This window comes from Rhizobium sp. WYCCWR10014, from assembly GCF_001657485.1.
Classification (GTDB): Bacteria; Pseudomonadota; Alphaproteobacteria; order Rhizobiales; family Rhizobiaceae; genus Rhizobium.
In genome coordinates this window covers 216,647-235,300 of sequence record NZ_LXFU01000025.1, presented here as the reverse complement: position 1 = coordinate 235,300, position 18,654 = coordinate 216,647, and the positions used below count along the sequence as shown (strand labels likewise).

Below are 18,654 nucleotides of genomic sequence, written 5' to 3'. Positions count from 1 at the left end.
GCTTCGAATGGCAGCTTGTGGGTCCGCGAGGAGGAATGTCTTATGCATCCGTTAACAAATGATGCACCGCACAATACAAATGTTACGCGTTTAACGTCGCGCCGAAATTTAAGATGAATATTCTATTTAAAATTGAAATCTGAAAGCTTACGCCTGCTGCACCACCTGCCAATGCAGGGGAAACATCGGATCGAACACCGTCACTGGACCGGCGCCGGTTTCAATCCTCGCGGGAAAGACGACCGGCTCGGCCTGCCTCGACAGGGTGATGCGCTCCTCGTTCGGCGGAAGCCCGTACCAGGCCGGCCCGTTCAGCGACACGAAGGCTTCGAGCCGCTCCAGCGCGCCCTCCTGTTCGAAGACATGGGCGAGACAACTCATCGTATTGACCGAGGTATAGATGCCGGCGCAGCCGCAGGCGCATTCCTTCAGCGGATCGACATGCGGGGCGGAATCCGTGCCGAGGAAGAAGCGGGCGTCACCGGTGACGGCCGCCGCACGCAAGGCCAGCCGGTGGTTTTCGCGCTTGGCGACCGGCAGGCAATAATAATGCGGGCGGATGCCGCCGACGAGGATGGCGTTGCGGTTGATGATCAGATGGTGGGTGGTGATCGAGCCGGCGAGGTTGCCCTTGGCCGCCTTGATGTAATCGACGCCATCTGCGGTCGTCACATGCTCCATCGTCACCTTCAGCTCCGGCAGGCGCTGCCGCAGCGGATCGAGCACGGTCTCGATGAAGACCGCCTCGCGGTCGAATATATCGACCTCCGGCGTCGTCACCTCGCCATGGACGCAGAGCGGCAGGCCGATCTTCGCCATGCGCTCCAGCACCGGCATCGCCTTTTCCATGTCGCGGACGCCGCCATGCGAATTGGTCGTGGCGCCGGCGGGATAAAGCTTCACGGCGGTGATGAGGCCGCTGTTCTTCCCCTCCTCCACGTCATCGGGGCTGGTATGTTCGGTCAGATAAAGCGTCATTAGCGGCTGGAAGCGATGGCCCTCCGGCAAGGCCTTGAGGATGCGCTCGCGATAGGCCTTGGCGTCAGTGGTGGTGACGACGGGCGGCACGAGATTGGGCATGATGATGGCGCGGGCGAAGGTGCGGCTCGTATCGGCGATCACGCCTTCCAGCATAGCGCCGTCGCGCAGATGCAGGTGCCAGTCATCAGGACGGCGGATGGTGATCGATTGCATGGCAGGCCTCCGAAGCGATGCGTCTGCCGTCTCGATAGCACTATCTTTTACATGAAAACAATCGCTGCGGCATCACGCCAGCGCGATCTCCAGCGTCACATCGGCCGGGCGGCGGTTTTCGAGGATCAGCCGGCCGTTCGGCAAGTCGTTGCCGTAGACCTTGGCGTTGGCGGCCTCTTCGGTCAGGTTGTAACCGCGCCAGCGATCCCAAAGGCGCTCTTCCAGCACCTCGATTGGTGGGGCGAGCATGATCGTATAGTCGAAGATGCCGTCGAGTTCAGCCCATTTGCCCTGCGTGAAGAGCAGATAGTTGCCTTCGATGATGATGAAACGATCCCCGGGAGCGATCGGGCGGGCAGAGGCAATCGCAAGCTCGCGCGAGCGGTCGAAGACGGGGACGAGAACTTCCTGATCTGCGGGGCGAACCGCGCGGACGATATCCAGGAAGCCACGCACATCGAAGGTTTCCGGAATGCCCTTGCGGGCAAGCAGGCCGCGTTCAATGAGAATGGCATTGTCCATGTGGAACCCATCCATGGGCAGCACCGCGACACTCTCGCCTTTCGCCCTCAGCGCTTCCGCCAGATTGTCGGCCATGGTCGATTTGCCGGCACCCGGCGGTCCGGCAATGGCGACCAGGAAACGCTTGGAATGGCCGGCGCGATCAAGCACCGCGCCGGCGATTTCATCGATACGTGCATTCATGCGGCAACAGGCTCCGTCGGCACCGCCTTGGCGCCGGTCATGAAGGCGACGGCGTCGGACATGGTGTATTCCTTCGGATCGATCACCGTCAGCCGCCGGCCGAGGCGGTGGATATGGATCCGGTCGGCGACTTCGAAGACATGCGGCATGTTGTGAGAGATCAGCACGATCGGCAGGCCGCGGGCGCGCACGTCGAGGATCAGTTCCAGCACGCGGCGGCTTTCCTTGACACCAAGCGCTGCCGTCGGTTCGTCCATGATGATGACCTTCGAGCCGAAGGCGGCCGCACGGGCGACCGCAACACCCTGGCGCTGACCGCCGGAGAGCGTCTCCACCGCCTGGTTGATGTTCTGGATGGTCATCAGGCCGAGTTCGGACAGCTTGTTGCGCGCCAGCTTTTCCATCGCCGGCCGGTCGAGCATGCGGAACATCGAACCGAGCACGCCCGGTTTGCGGATCTCGCGGCCGAGGAACATGTTGTCGGCGATCGACAGCGCCGGCGACAAAGCGAGATTCTGATAGACGGTCTCGATACCGGCCTCGCGCGCTTCCATCGGCGAGCGGAACTGCACCTGTCGGCCTTCGAGGGTAATCACCCCCTCGTCCGGGGTGACAGCGCCCGATATCGCCTTGATCAGCGAAGATTTGCCGGCGCCGTTATCGCCGATGACGGCGAGAATTTCACCCGGATAGAGGTCGAAATCGGCATTGTCGAGCGCGGTCACGCGGCCATAACGCTTGACGAGACCGCGGGCGGTGAGAAGGGGTTCGCGAGCCATGATTACACCGAAACCTTTCTGATCCACTGATCGATGGCGACGGCGGCGATGATCAGCACGCCTGTCAAAAGGACTTTCCATTGCGGGTCGGCGCCGAGCATGTTGAGGCCCATCGAGACGACGCCGACGATCATGGCGCCGAACAGCGTACCGAGAATGGAGCCGCGGCCGCCGAACAGCGAGATGCCGCCGATGACAGTCGCAGTGATCGCCTGGAGGTTAAAATCGGTGACGGCCGAGGACGGCGAGATCGAGCCGTTGCGGCCGATCGAGACCCAGGCGGCCAATCCGGCAATGACACCCGAGATGGCGTAAACGGTCAGCAGCACCTTCTTGGTCTGAATGCCCGAGAGCTTGGCCGCCTCCGGATCGTCGCCGACCGCATAGACATGCCGGCCCCAGGCGGTGTGATTGAGGACATACCAGAGCACCAAGACGAGCAGCACCATGGCGATGACGCCGAGGGTCAGCACGGCGCTGCCGAGCTTGAAGCTCACGGCGAAAAGATGCAGCAGCGGCGCCTTTTCGTCGACGTCGGTATCGCGGATCGTCTCATTGGCGGAATAGATGAAATTCGTCGCCATGACGATGTTCCAGGTGCCGAGCGTGACGATGAAGGGCGGCAGCTTCATATAGGCGACGAGGAAGCCGTTCAGCAATCCGCAAAGGCCGCCGACGACAAGCCCGGCGACCACTGCAATCGGCGTCGGTATGCCGTAAGTGATGGCGACATTGCCCATGATAACCGCCGAGATCACCATGATGACGCCGATCGAAAGATCGATGCCGGCGGTCAGGATGACCAGCGTCTGGGCGGCGCCGAGAATGCCGACGATGGCGATCTGCTGCAGGATCAGCGTCAGCGTATAGGACGAGAAGAACCGTCCGCCGATCGTCATCCCGAAGATGACGATCGCCAGCACCAGCACGATCAGCGGCACGGCGGCCGGCGTCGAGTGGAGAAAATGCTGCGCGCGCTTGATCAGCGAGACTTTCTCGTGCTCGAAGGAGGCAACGCTCTTGTCGCTGCCGTCGAGGACACGTTCGAATTCCTGTGTTCCGGTCATGGTTCCTCCTCCGCATCCGCGCGCCGAACTCGCGCGGGGGCCGTCACCGATATCCATCCGGTCTTTGATTAGCCGGTTCGTGAGGCGACGGCACATCGTCCGTCGAAAACGGCCGGGGATCAAGCCCCGGCCGGTCTGCTTTCAGCAATCAGGGCTCAGCCCCAGCACTTGTCCGTGCCTTCCTTGGTGTCGATCGACTTGACGCCGGAAACCGGCTTGTCGGTGACGAGCGAGACGCCGGTGTCGTAGAAGGACTTGCCTTCGGTCGGCTTCGGCTTTTCACCGCTGTCGGCGAACTTCTTGATCGCTTCGACGCCAAGGGCTGCCATCATCAGCGGGTATTGCTGCGAGGTGGCGCCGATGACGCCTTCCTTAACCGACTTCACGCCCGGGCAACCGCCGTCGACCGAGACGATCAGCACGTTCTTTTCCATGCCGACGGCCTTCAGCGCCTGATAGGCGCCGACAGCGGCCGGCTCATTGATCGTGTGGATGACGTTGATGCTCGGATCCTTCTGGAGAAGGTTTTCCATGGCCTTGCGGCCGCCTTCTTCATTGCCGTTGGTCACGTCATGACCGACGATACGAGCATCGTCCTCGTCGCCGATCTTGTTCGGGTCCTTCGGATCGATGCCGAAGCCCATCATGAAGCCCTGGTCGCGCAGAACGTCGACCGTCGGCTGCGACGGGGTCAGGTCGAGGAAGCCGACCTTGGCATCCTTGGCCTTGTCGCCCATCGTTTCCTTGGCCCACTGGCCGATCAGCTTGCCGGCGAGCAGGTTGTCGGTGGCGAAGGTGGCGTCGGCGGCATCGGCCGGCTCGAGCGGTGTGTCGAGAGCGATGACCAGCAGGCCGGCATCACGGGCCTTCTTCACCGAAGAGACGATGCCCTTGGTGTCGGAAGCAGCGATCAGGATGCCCTTTGCGCCGTCGGCAATGCAGCTTTCGATCGCGGCAACCTGGCTTTCGCTGTCACCGTCGACCTTGCCGGCATAGGACTTCAGCGAGACGCCGAGTTCCTTGGCCTTAGCGGTCGCACCTTCCTTCATCTTGACGAAGAAGGGGTTGGTGTCGGTCTTGGTGATGAGGCAGGCAGCAACGTCAGCCGCCATCACAGGAGCGGAAAAGGTGACACCCAGCGCGAGCGCGCCGAAAGCGAGAACAGATTTCTTCATGGAACTCCTCCCAGAGTTTGCCGGCGCCGCCCCTGCGGGGCCGGAAGCTTAAAGATATGACACTTCGCCGTGGATCGCTAATGCCTCCCAGCGGTCCCGTGCCCTTGACGACGGCAATTAAGAGCGAAAAGAAATTGGCTTGTCAATAAATAAATCCAATTGAATTATTAATTCGATGTGGCATGCTCAATAGAATTAGGGCATAGGCCAACAATCGGGAGGAGCGGCCATGTCGTCCTTGGATGGACCGGAACACACGCCGGTCCCGCCACCAATTCTAAATCCGGCCGGCGGTGCAAACCAGGTCAGGGTGCGAGCCTATAACGAACGGCTCGTGCTGTCGCTGGTGCGTCTCTACGGCGCGCTATCGAAGGCCGATATCGCACGCCGCAGCGGGCTGTCGGCGCAGACCGTCTCCGTCATCATGCGGGTGCTGGAAAAGGAAGGGCTGCTGTCGCGCGGGGAACCGGTGCGCGGCCGTGTCGGCCAGCCGTCGATCCCGATGCATATCAATCCCGACGCCGTCTATTCCTTCGGCCTGAAGATGGGCCGGCGCAGCGCCGATCTGGTGCTGATGGATTTCGTCGGCCGCATCCGCATGCAGCTGCATAAGACCTATGCCTATCCGCTGCCGGATGAAATCCTCGCCTTCGTCACCTCAGGCATCCGGGAACTCGAAGAGCGGCTCGACGACAAGCAGCGCGGCCGCATTGCCGGCCTCGGCATCGCCGCGCCTTTCGAGCTCTGGAATTGGGCCGAAGAGGTGGGGGCGCCGGCCGGCGCTATGGAGGTCTGGCGGGAGATCGACCTGCAGGCCGACATCGCCGCACGCGTCTCCCATCCCGTCTTCATGCAGAATGATGCGACCAGCGCCTGCGGCGCCGAACTGGTCTTCGGCGTCGGGCCGTCCTATCCGGATTTCGTCTATTTCTTCATCGGTTCCTTCATCGGCGGCGGCATCGTCTTGAATTCGGCGATCTTTTCCGGCCGTACCGGCACGGCGGGCGCGATCGGGCCACTGCCGGTGCGCGGCAAGAACGGCGAGACGATGCAGCTGCTTGAAATCGCATCGATTTTCGTGCTCGAAAACATGCTGCGCGAGCGCGGCATCGATCCCGAGCCGCTCTGGTATTCGGCCGACGGCTGGGTGGATTTCGGCGAGCCGATGGAAGCCTGGATCCAGGATAGCGCCAAGGCGCTGGCGCAGGCGATCGTTGCGGCCGCCTCGATCGTCGATTTCAGCGCGGCTGTGATCGACGGCGGCTTTCCCGATTGGGTGCGCAGCCGCGTGGTGCAGGCGACGATCGACGAAGCCGCCAAGCTCGACCTGCAGGGTGTCGTCATGCCCGAAATCATCGAGGGCGCGGTCGGCGCGCAGGCGCGCGCCATCGGCGGCGCCAGCCTGCCGATCTTTGCGCGGTACCTCACCGACCAGAACGTACTCTTCAAGGAGGTAGACCATGCTGAAAGGACTTGATCCGCTGTTGAGCCCGGAGCTGCTTTTTACGCTTCGCGCCATGGGCCACGGCGACGAGATCGCCATCGTCGACGGCAATTATCCGGGCGTCGAACATGCCCGCCGGCTGATCCGGCTCGACGGCCATCACCTCATCCCGGTCCTCAACGCCGTACTCAGCGTGCTGCCGATCGACGATTTCGTGGCGGAGGCGATCTTCCGCTCGACCGTAAAGGCCGAGCGCGACAAGCTTGATCCCGTGCATGAGGAGATGATCGACTGCTGCGCCCGCCACGAGCCGCACCGGCAGGTGGTGCCGCTGATCGGCCAGGATTTCTACGGAAGGGTGAAAACCGCCCATGCGGTGATCCAGACCGGCGAGCCCAGGCTCTATGCCAACATCATCCTGCGCAAGGGCGTGATCTATCCGAAAGAGCCGGGCACCCATGCTGCGGCCGGGGTCGATCCGTTCGTCTACTAGCGGTCACCCGTCGATTTCGACCTCCGCTTCACAGTTTACGGGCGCATTTAAAGGGATGGCCATGCCGATGGACGAGCGGGCGTGGGCGCCAACATTGGGCCCGTACAGCTCCAGTATCAGATCGGAATAGCCGTTTGTGACCAGCGGCGTCTCATCGAAACCCGGAGCAACATTCACCATGGCGAAGACGCGCAGCCAAGCCGTGACCCGATCAAGGTCTCCGACAGCACGTTTGAGGCTGGCGAGATGGGCCAGGGCAACGAGCCGGGCCGACGCATAACCCTGCTCTGGCGAGACCTCCGCTCCGACCTTGCCAAGTGGGGTTGCCAATGTCCCATCGCGGTTGCACGCGATGTGACCCGAAATGTAGGCGCGGTTGCCGCGCACCCGAACCCAGACGAAGGGCATTCGCAGCCCTTCGCGGACTTTCAAAGGCTCGGGCAAATCCAGACCCATTTCGGCCAAACGTTGTTCGATGATGGCCATGGTGCACCTCCCGGCATGATCAAGGTACGATGTTGTCGAGCTCCGGCATCAGAACGACGCTCTCGTTGGCGGCGGGGTCATTGCGGGCACCGAGGAACTCGGCGTTTTCGGTGCTGCGATTGACGGCCACATGGGGAACGCCGGCCGGAATGAAGAGATAGTCGCCGGCGTGGACCAATTCGCACTGTTCGAGCTCCGACCCCGACCAGATCTCGATCTCTTGGCCCGCGGTCATGAGAAGAGCGGTTTCGTGTCCCTCATGGCGATGGGCCCTGGTTCGTCTGCCTGCGGGTAGCGAAATCGTCCCGAGCCACAGCATGGTTGATCCGACGCTTTCCGCCGAGACACCTGAGCGATAGACAGACCCCTGCTCGGCGACATGGCTGCCGCTCCCGCGTACGACTTTCGCAGTTGATGCACGCGGATTTTTCGGCGGATTTTTCGGTTGCTTTGCTTCATTCTTCATCGCTCTCACCACTTCAACCGCTGCACTGAAGCGGAAACTGCGCGCTCAGCCGGCGCAAGTCCTGAAGCGGGGCCGAAAAATTCCGAAAAGCTGCGAAATCGGGTATCATTCCCGGCCATGAACACCCAGCACCTTACCTTCGGCCACTTCGAGTTCATTGCCGAGAACGGATGCCTGTTTCGCGACAATAGGCCTGTCGCTATCGGCGCCCGAGGTGCTTCGCTGCTTGCCGTTCTGCTTTCGGCACAGGGGGGTGTCGTCTCAAAGTCGGCCCTGATGGATGCCGTTTGGCCGGGATTGGCCGTCGAGGAAAGCAATCTTTCCGTTCAGATTGCTGCCCTTCGCAAGCTGCTCGGCCCTGCATCAGACGGCAGCGAATGGATCGTCACGGTTCCGCGCGTCGGGTACAGATTCTCCGGCCCGGTGGAGAGCCGGACCGACGCAGCCGATAGCGGATGGCATGCGCAGACCGGTTCCATCCCGGCGATTGTTGTACTGCCGTTCGAAAATCTCGGCGGCGATGATGAAAGACAGTATCTGGCCGACGGCATCACCGACGACCTGATCATGGCGCTCGTCCGGTTCAGATGGTTCCGCGTCGCATCACGTGGGGCAAGTTTCACAAGGAGGAATGGCTCGAGGGATCCGCAATCTATCGCGCGCGAACTTGGCGTCGATTTTCTCGTGGATGGAGCTGTTCGGTATATCGGCGATCGGATCCGAATATCGGTGCACCTCGCCGATGCAGCGAAAGGCGCCACCGTCTGGTCCGAACATTACGATCTTCAGGTGGCCGAGGTATTTGCGGTGCAAGATGCCATCGCCGAGCGGATCGCAGCGGCGATCGAGCCCGAGCTGCTGTTGCGCCATGGGCTTCAGGTGGCTCCGCACACCGGCAACATCACTGCCTGGGATCTTGTCCGGCAAGGCACATTCCATTTCCACAAGGTCACGCAGTCCACCCACCTCATGGCCCGGCGATTTTTCCGCGAGGCCACGGAGCTCGATCCCCTGCTGCCGGAGGCGCAGATCTGGCGGGCGCGGGTCAATGCGGGCCTCATTGCCTACGGCTGGAGTGATAACCCCGCAGCGGACGGGAAGGAAGGGTTGGATGCGGCGCTGCGAGCGATCTATCTCGATGCGCGAAACCCATACTCGCACTATGCGCTGGCGATTGTGTCGGCCTATACAGGCAGGGCTGACCAGGCGATCCTCGCAGCGGAACGGTCCATCGAACTCGGTTCGAGTTTCGCCTTGGGCTATCTCGTCCTCGGCATGGCCCGTCTTTTTTCGGGTGATGCGGCCGGCGCGCGCAAGCCCCTGGCTCGCGGCCTCGAACTCAACCCCCATGATCCGCAGAATGGGGTTTGGTTCAGCCTCTTGATGCTTGCATTGTTCTTTTCGGGCGACGTGGAGAGCGCGCTCGAAACGGGGCATACGGCGTTAAAGGCGCGGCCTGACTGGCCGGCGCTTCGGCGCATTCAGGCGTGCTGCCATACGGCCGTGGGACATCGTGAGCAGGCTCGCCGCTTTGCTGCGGCGGCCAGCGACCTTCCCGAAGCCGCCGGCGATGCGCTTGGTCCTTTCAGAGATGGCAACAAGGAATGGGCCAGCCGCCTGAACGAGCTGCTGGAAGAGGCGGAACTTTAAAACGACCTTTTAGGTATTCGGACCGGCTGAGGGTCAGTCTTTCCCCATTCATTCGATGGATGTTATTGTGCGGCCGGTGCGTTGGTCTACCGCGCCCGCAAAACCGCTCGGCTGCGAACGGCGCCTGACCACCAAGAGCCGATGTCGCGGGATCAGGCCGGTGAAGCGATGAGGACACGGATCTCACATGGCATCTGACCTGAACGCGCCTCCTCGTCGCAGCACCACCGGTCTGCGCAAGTTTCTGGATCCTGAGCAGCAGCGGGCGTGGATAGAAGGCGAGGCGGAGTTGATCGACGCCGAAGAGCGCTCGGAGTCCCTGGAACAGCGGTTCAAATACGTCGCCCGGTACGAGAAGCTGCTTCGTCGCCCGCAGGCGCAAGACGTTCTGGAGATTCTCGGGGTATACGGACAGGCCTGCATCCCCATCCCGCGCAAGACCGAGCGGCACTACTGGTCGGTTTCGTGCCTGCCCTCGACTTCCGACAAGCCGCTCATCCGCGTCAATGCGAGCTGGATGGAGCTTTTCACGCTCTACGCCGACGGCGAGGGCCTGCGTGCACGATTCCTGGTGCATCTTTCGCATTTCACCATGGACCATTCCCCCGCGCAGGGCGACGTGGACGAGGCTTTTCTCGAGGACTGCGTCGCGACGCCCGAAGACGTCGGTTACTTTTTTCCGCGCGGCGACGACATTTTCGGCATCACTGTGCGGGGCTCGGCCTCGATCCGTAAATTCCTCGCGGAGCGACGCATCGTGCGCGCCATTCGGACTTTCAATGTGACGCATATGAACCGAGGTCGGAACGCCTATCAGGCGAGCCACTGCTACAGCCTGGCGGATACGATGCTGGCAGGTTGATCGGCTCCGGGATGCGCCCTGCACCCATCCGGCGGCCGGGGTCGGTCCCTTCGTGTACTAACCAGGGAGTTTCCTCCTTCTCTCCTGCTTACTCAAAGTGCGGGAGCGTCCCCTGGGAAGGGACGCGCAGCGCTGTAAACGCATTGGCAATTGTTATCTGGAAAGGCTCTAGCAGCGGGTCGGTTTGATGCCGATCCTCCGGCGAATTCTTCAGCCGATCGAAAGAATGTCTGTGTGCGGCGACCGATGGACAGGAACCGAATCCTCATCCGATTTGCGGCAAAGATATCCATTGTGCGCAGCGAAACTCCCGTACGTTTGTAAAGGCAACCCACCATTAACCTACCAAGCGCACGATCTTTGGGATTTGTCGGTGCTGCGCGGCTTCATCAGCCATTGCGATACCGGCCCTCTTAATTCCGCCCGAATGAATTGAGGCGGTTCGATCACGGCGTAGGACCGCCGATGCCGTGACGTTGCGCCATCTGTCGTCGGCATTCGGTGATACGAGCGTACCAATTGGCCATGACGGCTCTTCACACAACAGGAGCCTGTTCATATGCCTCGCTTCCAACCGACCAGACCCCAGGTGGAGATCGTTGTCTGGCTCGCGGTCTTCCTGCTCCTCTTCTGCCTATCGTGGTCCTTCGACTGGCATGAGGAACTGGATGCATTCATCGACAAGCATCATGACTATCCGCTGGACCACGCGCTCCTTGCCCTGAATATCTCCGGGTTTCTCGGGCTGATTTATTCCGCGCTGAGGATCAGCGATCTTTCGAGGGAGGTTCATCGCAGGCTGCAGGCCGAAAAGAACGTAGACTGGATTGCCTGTCACGACACGCTGACCGAACTGCCGAACCACAGGTTTCTGGATTCCGTATGCGCTCGGGAGATGACCGATCAACGGGCACAAGAGACATATGCCGTGTTCAGCATCGATCTCGACGGCTTCAAGAAGATCAATGACCTCCTGGGGCACGATCACGGGGACGCGGTGCTGAAGACCGTCGCTCAGCGGCTCTCCTCCCTCTTTCCGCGTGAGCATGTTTTCCGTCTTGGCGGAGACGAGTTTGTCGTTCTGGCGCGGCGCACTGGAAATCCCGATCTTGCCGCGCTGGGGAACCGCATGGTGAGCGTGATCGGCAAACCCTTCACATTCAATGGCGTCGCCGTCGACCTCGGCGCCAGTGTCGGCTTCGCGCTTTATCCGGAGAACGGCGATGACCTCAGCCAGGTCATTCGACATTCGGACTGTGCGATGTATGTCGCGAAAAAGCAGGGGCGAAATCTGGTGAAGCGCTTCGTGCCTTCGATGCAGGATGAGTTGGCGAAACGGATTCGGGTGGAAGCCGATCTACGAGCCGCCATCAGGAAGGCCGAGATCGTTCCCTACTATCAACCGCTCGTAGACCTGAAGACGAATAGGATTATCGGCTTCGAGGCCCTGGCGCGCTGGATGACGGCCTCCGGCGAATTCATCCCGCCGAACGAATTCATTCCTGTGGCGGAGGAAGCCGGGCTGATCGTCGAATTGACGGACCAACTGCTTCGCCGTGCCTGCACCGATGCGCTTTCCTGGCCAAGTGAGTTCGTCCTGTCGTTCAACCTTTCTCCGATCCAGTTGAGCGACCGGCTGCTGGGCCTGCGAATTCTCAAGATATTGGGTGATGTCGGTCTGCCCGCGCACAGGGTCGAGATGGAAGTGACGGAGAGCGCCATCATCCAGGACGCAGTCACGGCACAAATCGTCCTCGATGATCTGGTGAATGCAGGGGTCAGGATTGCTCTCGACGACTTTGGAACAGGTTATTCCAGCCTCTCACAACTCTCCAACTACCGGTTCGACAAGATCAAGATCGACAGGAGTTTCGTCGCTTCGTTCGAAACCAATGACAAGCAGGACAAGGTGATCAAGGCCATCATCGCTCTCGGCGTCGGACTTGGCGTGACGATAACCGCCGAAGGTATCGAAGAGGAGAGCCAGCTTCAGCGGCTTCAGGATCTGGGTTGCGACATCGGCCAAGGATATCTGCTTGGCAGGCCAGCGCCGGCCGCGGAGCTCGCCACAGATCAGGTCAGCGCCAGGATTTTGCAACGCGGTTGATGGGGCTGCGCTGTATCGGCTCTGATTCAGAGCTGACCGACTTCAGGTGGCGGGTATGCTTGGGCTGAAACCTTAAGCGACGGTTTCTGGCCGTCGCCGCGCTCACCACCGAGCAGGCTGCCTGCGGGTCGTTCGAGCCGTGAAGATTCTTCATTCGATATCTTTTTGATAGTGATTTAGTTTTAAATTGATAGTAACTGAATGCGGGTGGATGTTCCATCGCAACGGCAGCCTGGAGATAGGCAGGGTCAGGCGGTGGCGGTGTCGCTATCGCCTTCAGGCCTCCCGGCAAATCAGGAGTCAATTTATGAAATACTACCTGTGCAAATACATTCCGCCGCGCCCAGACTTTCTGGCGACCATGTCTGCCGACGAGCAGGAATGGATGAAGCAGCACGGGGTTTTCCTCGATACGCTCCTCCAGGAAGGAAAGATCGTCGCGCATGGTCCGGTGATGGATCCTGCCGGCGGCTACGGCGTCTCGCTCTACCAGATTGGCGATGATCAAGACATTCAGGCGATCACGTCGGAAGATCCCATCGTGAAGAACGGCGCCGGCCATTATCAGCATCATCCAATGCTTCATCTGAAGGCGCGTGTCTGACGTCGCATTGGCGCTGTTGCCAGAGACCCCTTGGACCGGGCTGTCCTGTCGGTGTTGCGGAGCCAGTCCTCTGCAAGCGGTCCAAGAGGGGAGCTCTTTCTCAGCGAGTTTTTGACCGGCTCATTGCAGATCTTTCACCGGCCAATTGAAGTTCAACATCGACGGCAGCAAGGTGCCCAGCAGCTCGGTTTCCGGTTCGTCGCTTCTGAGTACGAACGAGAATTTGTCTTCGATTGCCATGTGGGCAATCCCGTGGATCGTTGACACAGCCGAGACGATGCCGGGATGCACGGCATGGTCCGTTTCAGGTGGAAAAGTCGATCCGTAATATTCTGCGGCGGCAAGGACGAAGCCAGCCATGGCGGAATAGACGGCTGGCTCGAAATCGGGATGATGTCGGTTGACGAGATCCTTCCGGCAGATCAGGCGGAAATGACCGGGATTGTCGAGGGCGTATCTGACATAAGCCGCCCCGAGCGATTGGAGCTTCTGCTCAGCAGTTTCATCCTCGATGAGAGCGTCGGACAAATACCGAGCCAGTTGCCCGTAGGCCGCGATTGCCACCTCGGTAAGCAGGCCGACGATGCTGCCAAAATGGTGTTTCGGTGCGCCGGGTGACACGCCGGCTCGGCGGGCTGCCTCCCGCAACGAAAATCCCTCGACGCCGCTTTCTCGAATGATCTCATCCGAGGCCGCGATCAAAGCCGAGCGAAGTTCGCCGTGATGGTAGCTTTCCCGGATTGTCATGCTCACCTTAAATCCTCAAAAATTGCGCCCCAATCTATACACTGCATAAATTCCTCTTTACATGGGATTTATGCAGTGTATAGATCTGCCCTGTCCAGTCCACGCATAACCGAAACTTCAGGGATTTGCATCCATGAGTACATCAATCGCCCTTATCGGCCAGGAAGAGCAAATGGCCTCGCGGGCCTGGCGCCCGTCCGAACGGCGGCGACCGATGGTGTGCTTGAACTCGGCCCCGGCACTGGCATGCTGAGCTAAGTCACCAGCAATCCCCTTCAACAAGCAGGTTTCAACCGGACGGTCCTACGAGGCCACCCGACCCAAAACGACGACCGGAATATCCCACAACCCATTGCCGTTGGCGGCATGATTTGAAGGAAAATTGAAATGAGCAACAACAACCGCGGCGTCGCCGTCGTCACAGGGGCAGCGGCCGGCATCGGCCGCGCCACGGCAAGGGCTCTGGTAACCGCGGGCTACCGCGTCTTCGGAACCAGCCGCAAGGCGACGGCCGGGTCTGCCAATGGCATCACGATGTTGACCTGCGACGTGACGGACAGTCAATCCGTTGCGAGCATGATCGCCGAGGTCATCAAACAGGCTGGCCGCATCGACGTCCTCGTCAACAATGCCGGTGGCGCACTGATCGGCGCAGCGGAAGAGTCCTCAATCGAACAGGCTCAGGCACTTTTCGACCTGAATGTCTTCGGCATCATTCGTGTCACGAACGAGGTCTTGCCGATCATGCGGAACCAGCGCAGCGGCCGCATCATCAACATCAGCTCGGTCGTCGGCTTCATTCCGAGCCCATTCAGTGCCCTCTACACCGCGACGAAACATGCCGTCGAAGGTTATTCCGAATCGCTCGATCATGAAGTCCGCTCGCTGGGGATCCGCGTTCTGCTCGTCGAACCTGCATTTACCCGCACAGCTCTCGACCATAACTCGACGCAGCCTGACCGCATGGTGAGTGTTTACGACGGAAGCCGCAAGACGACGGAGGCTGTCTGGAACACTGCCATCAAAGCAGGCGATGCGCCCGAAGTGGTCGGCGAAGCGGTCGTCAAGGCCGCCACCACGAAATCGCCGAAACTGCGCTATCCGGCCAGCAAAGCTGCCCGGCAACTGCACTTCCTGCGTCGCTTCGTTCCCGCCAGTGCATTCGACAAGAGCCTGCGCAAGCAGATGAAGCTGCCAGTCTGACACGGCCTGCGGCTCAACAATGCGTCTCATGCCGGTATCCGGCATGAGACGCAGGCAAGACACTTATAGGCGATCGGCTCGCATTCGAGCGGACCGCTCTCTGTCGACCTCCATGTCTTTGCAGGCCAGCGGCACCATATCCCAATTCAGGTGTTCAAGCCGCCATCGACTGTGAGGATGGTTCCGGTGATGTGCCTTGCAGCAGGGCTTGCGAGGAAAGCCACAGCGGCGGCCACATCTTCCGGCTCGCCGTAACGTCCAAGTGGAATCAGGGCACGCTGGAAGTCGGCGAAGTCGCCATTGGCGGGATTCATTTCGGTGTCGGTCGAACCCGGCTGGACGAGGTTTACGGTGATATCGCGAGATCCGAGTTCCCGCGCGAGGCCGCGGGTAAACGAGTGGAGCGCGGATTTTGTCATGAAATAGACCGTGCCGGTGTCGCCGACGATGCGTTCGGCGCCGACCGAGCCGATCGTGATGACGCGGCCTCCCGCCTGCAGATAGGGAATGGCGGCCTGTGAAGCGAGCAGAGGCGACCGCACATTGACGTCCAGCAGCGCATCGATCTGCTCGACGCTGACGTCGGCGATCGCACCATAAAGCGCGATTGCAGCATTGTTGACGAGAATGTCGAGACCGCCAAGTGCCTGGGCCGCCTCGTCGACCGAGCGCTTCACGGCTGCCGGATCGGCGCTGTCGGCCTGGATGGCAAGCGCTTTGCGGCCCTTGCCCTCGATGGTCCGGATGACTTCCGCGGCGCGATCGGCCGAACGCTCATAGGTGATGGCGACATCCGCGCCCTTGTCGGCAAGCGCCAATGCGATGGCGGCGCCAATGCCACGCGAGCCACCTGTTACCAGGGCACGCTTTCCAGCCAGTTCTGTCATGATCTTCTCTTTCTGTAGTGATCGACACATAAATAGCTAGGCACGTTGCGATGGGGTGTCAATGGGTTTATATAATGATCGATGCAAAAATCGGATGAGATGTCGAACGTCGATGAAACCCCTGCCCGCAGTCGCGGGCGGCCGCGGGCGTTCGATCGGGAAGCAGCCTTGGCGCAGGCGACCCGCCTGTTCTGGATCAAGGGCTTCGAGGCGACTTCGATCGCCGACCTCACCGAGGCGATGGGGATCGGATCGCCGAGCCTTTACGCGGCATTCGGTTCGAAGGAGGCGCTCTATGCCGAGGCGCTGCGCCACTATCGCGACAACAACGAGGCGCTCGTCTGGGCCGGCTTCTTTTCCGCAGGCACGGCCCGTGAGGCGGTGAGGTCGTTTCTAATGGATTCGGCCGCCGCCTTGACCGGCTGTGTCGTGGATATTCCCCGCGGCTGCATGGTGGCGCTCTCTTCGGTCGGCAGCGAGGGCCATGTGGAACTCGGCGAACTCGTACGAGCCGCCCGCGCCGTCACGCTCGACCGCCTGAAGGCGCGCCTGAACCAGGCGATATCAGCAGGCGAAATTCCAGTCTCGACCGACATCCACGCGCTTGCCCGCTTCGTGCAGACCGTTCAGAACGGCATGTCGATCCTGGCCCGCGACGAAGCGACCCGTGGCGAACTGGAGGCAGTGGCCGAGCTGGCCATGCTGGGTTGGGACACTCGAACCGGGGGTGCTGAGCGCAGGCAGCCTTACGCCGATCATGCGTAACCTTTAGGCAGTCGATCGCGGAAGTTTCGCGGGATCGTTGAAGCGTGCCGCTGCCCCTCATCCGGCTGCCGCCACCTTCTCCCCGCCTGCGGGGCGAAGGGGATGTGCCGCGCCCTCTCCGTTCCTCGCCAGCCTCTCGCGGGGCACGTCCCCTCGCCCCGTTTACGGGGAGAGGGTTAGGGTGAGGGGCGGCCATTGAAGCAAACCGGTCAGGAAACCGCTTCACACTTCCGGCAACATGCTCCTCGCAGTCAAATCTCGCCGGCAGACGGCCCCCAGACATCCGTCAGCGCAAAACCGTTCGGATGCGGATCGAAAGGATCGAGCGCTACCTGGGTCAGGCCGAAGGTGAAGCCGCGGCCGGTGATGGTGGGGATGACGGCGGGGCGGCCGGCCACCTCGGTTACTGCCTGCAGTCCGACCTCGAATTCCGAGCCGATGATCGATTTCGAGGTAAAGACGTCGCCGATCTTGGCCTTGCCGCGGGCATAAAGCGTGGCGAGATTGGCGGAATTGCCGGTGCCGCAGGGCGAGCGATCGGCGCGGCCCGGCCACATGGTGGTGCAGGTGCGCACTGTGCCATCGGCTTCGGTATCGCGGAACATCACATAGGCGACGCCCGAGATCGCCGGGATCTCGGGATGGACGACCTTGATGTCGCGGTTGATCAGTTCCTTGAGGATCATGCCGGCCTGGACGAGGCCGGCGGCATTCGCCTTCTCGATCGTCAGACCGATCTGGCCGACATCGACGAGCGCATAGAAGATGCCGCCATAGCAGATATCGGCCTTGATCCTTCCCCAATGCGGCGTGTCGATCCCGACATCCAGCTCATGGACGAAGGAGGGCACCATGGTCAGCCTGACCTTTTCGCAGCGCCCGTCGCGGCACGTCGCCGTCGCCTTGACCAAGCCGGCGGCGGTTTCGAGGGTGACTATCGTCTCCGGCTCTTTCATCTCGACGATGCCGGATTCGAGCAAGGCCGTGGTGACGCAGATCGAGTTGGAGCCGGAGCTCGCATGCGCCTGGTCGGGCTGCAGGATGATGAAGGCGGCGTCGGCCTCCGGGTGCCGTGCCGGCAGCAGCAGGTTGACCGAGCCGATCGGCGCGCCGCGCGGCTCAAGGCAAAGGAAGCGGCGAAGCTCGTGACCCTTCGGATCGGTGTTCAGCCAATGCAGCTGGGCGGCAATGGTATCGCCCGGGATCTTCGGCACGCCGCCGATCGCGACGCGGCCGATCTCACCTTCGGCGTGGACATCCAGTAGCTGGATGGTGCGCTTCCATCTCATGTCGAAAACTCCAGATCAGACGTGACGGGTGACGCCGCCATCAACGCGAATATTCTGGCCGGTGATATAACCCGCGCCATCGGAGAGCAGGAAGGCCGCGGTCTTGGCGATCTCCTCCACATGGCCGATGCGCTTCATCGGCACCGTCTCGGCAGTCCCCGGCTTGTGGTTCAGGCTATCGATATAACCCGGCAGGATGCAGTTCATGCGGATATTGTCGGCCGCATAACGATCGGAATAAAGCTTGGTGAAGGCGCCGGCAGCGGCGCGATAGGTGCAGGAAACCGGGAAGACCAGCGTCGGCTCGTAGGCGGCGAAAGTGGTGATGTTGACGAAGGCGCCCTTGCCCTGTTTCAGCATGACTGGCGTCACCAGGCGGGCCATGCGCACCAGCGACAGGATCATCATGTCGGAACCGAGCGTCCAGTTCTCATCTGAAATATCGAGCAGGTCGCCCTTCGGCGGATGGCCGCTCAAGTTGACGACGGCATCGATGCGGCCATAGGCCTTCATCGTCAGGTCGAAGATCGCCTTGAGATCCTCGGCCTTTTCGGCAACGCCGCGCGACGCGACGCCGCCAAGTTCGGCCGCCAGCTTCTCACAACTTTCGGACGGCGACATCAGCGCCAGCTGATAACCTTGCGCCGAGAGCTCACGGGCGATCGCCTCGCCCATGCCGCGGCCGCCGCCGGTGATCAGCGCTACGGGTTTCGTGGTATAGGACATCGGGG

19 protein-coding genes are annotated in these 18,654 nt (G+C 61.2%); 8 read left to right on the top strand and 11 right to left on the bottom strand.

The genetic code is table 11. The features are described 5' to 3' along the window. Positions 1–147: 147 nt before the first annotated feature. The 5 genes from pyrC to A6U98_RS06030 all read right to left on the bottom strand — a co-directional run bounded on the left by pyrC (position 148) and on the right by A6U98_RS06030 (position 4,920). Entirely contained in the window at positions 148–1,194 is a 1,047-nt protein-coding gene (gene pyrC / locus A6U98_RS06050) for a dihydroorotase (RefSeq protein WP_064648579.1), read from the bottom strand. Between the two features lie 72 nt (positions 1,195–1,266). After that, a complete protein-coding gene (locus tag A6U98_RS06045) occupies positions 1,267–1,899 on the bottom strand; it encodes a nucleoside triphosphate hydrolase (protein WP_064648577.1) in 633 nt (210 codons plus the stop codon). Beyond that, a complete protein-coding gene (locus tag A6U98_RS06040; RefSeq protein ID WP_018244589.1) occupies positions 1,896–2,678 on the bottom strand; it encodes an ATP-binding cassette domain-containing protein in 783 nt (260 codons plus the stop codon). Before A6U98_RS06040 ends, A6U98_RS06045 begins: the two co-directional genes overlap by 4 nt. 2 nt (positions 2,679–2,680) lie before the next feature. Next, positions 2,681–3,745: an ABC transporter permease gene (locus A6U98_RS06035; RefSeq protein WP_064648575.1), complete on the bottom strand. Its 1,065-nt coding sequence runs from the start codon at positions 3,743–3,745 to the stop codon at positions 2,681–2,683. Between the two features lie 155 nt (positions 3,746–3,900). Beyond that, entirely contained in the window at positions 3,901–4,920 is a 1,020-nt protein-coding gene (locus A6U98_RS06030; RefSeq protein ID WP_003556143.1) for a sugar ABC transporter substrate-binding protein, read from the bottom strand. Positions 4,921–5,149: 229 nt separating this feature from the next. Here A6U98_RS06030 and A6U98_RS06025 point away from each other — a divergent pair, with 229 nt between their 5' ends. After that, entirely contained in the window at positions 5,150–6,397 is a 1,248-nt protein-coding gene (locus A6U98_RS06025; protein ID WP_064648573.1) for an ROK family transcriptional regulator, read from the top strand. Beyond that, a complete protein-coding gene (locus A6U98_RS06020; protein ID WP_018485575.1) occupies positions 6,381–6,857 on the top strand; it encodes an RbsD/FucU domain-containing protein in 477 nt (158 codons plus the stop codon). Before A6U98_RS06025 ends, A6U98_RS06020 begins: the two co-directional genes overlap by 17 nt. A gap of 3 nt (positions 6,858–6,860) precedes the next feature. Here A6U98_RS06020 and A6U98_RS06015 read toward each other — a convergent pair whose 3' ends face one another. Together A6U98_RS06015 and A6U98_RS06010 are read right to left on the bottom strand one after the other, a co-directional pair. Then, positions 6,861–7,343 carry a RidA family protein gene (locus A6U98_RS06015; RefSeq protein WP_064648571.1) on the bottom strand — a complete coding sequence of 161 codons (483 nt, stop codon included), beginning with the start codon at positions 7,341–7,343 and terminating at the stop codon, positions 6,861–6,863. Positions 7,344–7,362: 19 nt separating this feature from the next. After that, complete coding sequence (locus A6U98_RS06010; RefSeq protein WP_064648569.1) at positions 7,363–7,809, bottom strand: cupin domain-containing protein; 447 nt, start codon at positions 7,807–7,809, stop codon at positions 7,363–7,365. A 117-nt stretch (positions 7,810–7,926) separates the two neighbouring features. Between A6U98_RS06010 and A6U98_RS06005 the strand changes: the two genes are divergently transcribed. From A6U98_RS06005 to A6U98_RS05990, 4 genes are all read left to right on the top strand, one after another. Then, positions 7,927–9,459: a winged helix-turn-helix domain-containing protein gene (locus tag A6U98_RS06005; protein ID WP_064648567.1), complete on the top strand. Its 1,533-nt coding sequence runs from the start codon at positions 7,927–7,929 to the stop codon at positions 9,457–9,459. A 187-nt stretch (positions 9,460–9,646) separates the two neighbouring features. Continuing rightward, positions 9,647–10,321 (top strand): hypothetical protein, encoded by a 675-nt coding sequence (locus A6U98_RS06000; protein ID WP_064648564.1) that lies wholly within the window; start codon positions 9,647–9,649, stop codon positions 10,319–10,321. A gap of 559 nt (positions 10,322–10,880) precedes the next feature. Continuing rightward, complete coding sequence (locus tag A6U98_RS05995; RefSeq protein WP_064648562.1) at positions 10,881–12,428, top strand: EAL domain-containing protein; 1,548 nt, start codon at positions 10,881–10,883, stop codon at positions 12,426–12,428. A 307-nt stretch (positions 12,429–12,735) separates the two neighbouring features. Further along, the gene (locus tag A6U98_RS05990) at positions 12,736–13,032 is read left to right on the top strand and encodes a YciI family protein (protein ID WP_064648560.1); all 297 of its coding nucleotides are present in this window, start codon (positions 12,736–12,738) and stop codon (positions 13,030–13,032) included. Between the two features lie 120 nt (positions 13,033–13,152). Here A6U98_RS05990 and A6U98_RS05985 read toward each other — a convergent pair whose 3' ends face one another. Further along, positions 13,153–13,779 carry a TetR/AcrR family transcriptional regulator gene (locus A6U98_RS05985; RefSeq protein WP_064648558.1) on the bottom strand — a complete coding sequence of 209 codons (627 nt, stop codon included), beginning with the start codon at positions 13,777–13,779 and terminating at the stop codon, positions 13,153–13,155. 387 nt (positions 13,780–14,166) lie between these two features. On the opposite strand from A6U98_RS05985, the gene A6U98_RS05980 reads away from it, so the two are divergent. Next, the gene (locus tag A6U98_RS05980; RefSeq protein ID WP_064648556.1) at positions 14,167–14,982 is read left to right on the top strand and encodes an oxidoreductase; all 816 of its coding nucleotides are present in this window, start codon (positions 14,167–14,169) and stop codon (positions 14,980–14,982) included. Positions 14,983–15,128: 146 nt separating this feature from the next. On the opposite strand, the gene A6U98_RS05975 is transcribed toward A6U98_RS05980, so the two are convergent. After that, positions 15,129–15,869 (bottom strand): glucose 1-dehydrogenase, encoded by a 741-nt coding sequence (locus tag A6U98_RS05975; protein WP_064648554.1) that lies wholly within the window; start codon positions 15,867–15,869, stop codon positions 15,129–15,131. Between the two features lie 81 nt (positions 15,870–15,950). On the opposite strand from A6U98_RS05975, the gene A6U98_RS05970 reads away from it, so the two are divergent. Continuing rightward, entirely contained in the window at positions 15,951–16,634 is a 684-nt protein-coding gene (locus A6U98_RS05970) for a TetR/AcrR family transcriptional regulator (protein ID WP_064648552.1), read from the top strand. A gap of 251 nt (positions 16,635–16,885) precedes the next feature. Here A6U98_RS05970 and A6U98_RS05965 read toward each other — a convergent pair whose 3' ends face one another. Next, positions 16,886–17,923 carry a 4-hydroxyproline epimerase gene (locus A6U98_RS05965; RefSeq protein ID WP_064648550.1) on the bottom strand — a complete coding sequence of 346 codons (1,038 nt, stop codon included), beginning with the start codon at positions 17,921–17,923 and terminating at the stop codon, positions 16,886–16,888. Between the two features lie 15 nt (positions 17,924–17,938). Then, positions 17,939–18,649, bottom strand: coding sequence for an SDR family oxidoreductase (locus A6U98_RS05960; RefSeq protein WP_064648548.1), 711 nt, complete (start codon positions 18,647–18,649; stop codon positions 17,939–17,941). Between the last annotated feature and the right edge of the window lie 5 nt (positions 18,650–18,654).

Excerpts from the sequence above, each read along its gene's own strand:
- A6U98_RS06040 (WP_018244589.1), bottom strand. The coding sequence starts at position 2,678 with ATGGCTCGCGAACCCCTTCTCACCGCCCGCGGTCTCGTCAAGCGTTAT.
- A6U98_RS06045 (WP_064648577.1), bottom strand. The coding sequence starts at position 1,899 with ATGAATGCACGTATCGATGAAATCGCCGGCGCGGTGCTTGATCGCGCC.
- A6U98_RS05975 (WP_064648554.1), bottom strand. The coding sequence starts at position 15,869 with ATGACAGAACTGGCTGGAAAGCGTGCCCTGGTAACAGGTGGCTCGCGT.
- A6U98_RS05990 (WP_064648560.1), top strand. The coding sequence starts at position 12,736 with ATGAAATACTACCTGTGCAAATACATTCCGCCGCGCCCAGACTTTCTG.
- A6U98_RS05960 (WP_064648548.1), bottom strand. The coding sequence starts at position 18,649 with ATGTCCTATACCACGAAACCCGTAGCGCTGATCACCGGCGGCGGCCGC.
- A6U98_RS05995 (WP_064648562.1), top strand. The coding sequence starts at position 10,881 with ATGCCTCGCTTCCAACCGACCAGACCCCAGGTGGAGATCGTTGTCTGG.
- A6U98_RS06030 (WP_003556143.1), bottom strand. The coding sequence starts at position 4,920 with ATGAAGAAATCTGTTCTCGCTTTCGGCGCGCTCGCGCTGGGTGTCACC.
- A6U98_RS06015 (WP_064648571.1), bottom strand. The coding sequence starts at position 7,343 with ATGGCCATCATCGAACAACGTTTGGCCGAAATGGGTCTGGATTTGCCC.
- A6U98_RS06020 (WP_018485575.1), top strand. The coding sequence starts at position 6,381 with ATGCTGAAAGGACTTGATCCGCTGTTGAGCCCGGAGCTGCTTTTTACG.
- A6U98_RS06025 (WP_064648573.1), top strand. The coding sequence starts at position 5,150 with ATGTCGTCCTTGGATGGACCGGAACACACGCCGGTCCCGCCACCAATT.
- A6U98_RS06000 (WP_064648564.1), top strand. The coding sequence starts at position 9,647 with ATGGCATCTGACCTGAACGCGCCTCCTCGTCGCAGCACCACCGGTCTG.
- pyrC (WP_064648579.1), bottom strand. The coding sequence starts at position 1,194 with ATGCAATCGATCACCATCCGCCGTCCTGATGACTGGCACCTGCATCTG.
- A6U98_RS06005 (WP_064648567.1), top strand. The coding sequence starts at position 7,927 with ATGAACACCCAGCACCTTACCTTCGGCCACTTCGAGTTCATTGCCGAG.
- A6U98_RS06010 (WP_064648569.1), bottom strand. The coding sequence starts at position 7,809 with ATGAAGAATGAAGCAAAGCAACCGAAAAATCCGCCGAAAAATCCGCGT.
- A6U98_RS05980 (WP_064648556.1), top strand. The coding sequence starts at position 14,167 with ATGAGCAACAACAACCGCGGCGTCGCCGTCGTCACAGGGGCAGCGGCC.
- A6U98_RS05985 (WP_064648558.1), bottom strand. The coding sequence starts at position 13,779 with ATGACAATCCGGGAAAGCTACCATCACGGCGAACTTCGCTCGGCTTTG.
- A6U98_RS05965 (WP_064648550.1), bottom strand. The coding sequence starts at position 17,923 with ATGAGATGGAAGCGCACCATCCAGCTACTGGATGTCCACGCCGAAGGT.
- A6U98_RS05970 (WP_064648552.1), top strand. The coding sequence starts at position 15,951 with ATGCAAAAATCGGATGAGATGTCGAACGTCGATGAAACCCCTGCCCGC.
- A6U98_RS06035 (WP_064648575.1), bottom strand. The coding sequence starts at position 3,745 with ATGACCGGAACACAGGAATTCGAACGTGTCCTCGACGGCAGCGACAAG.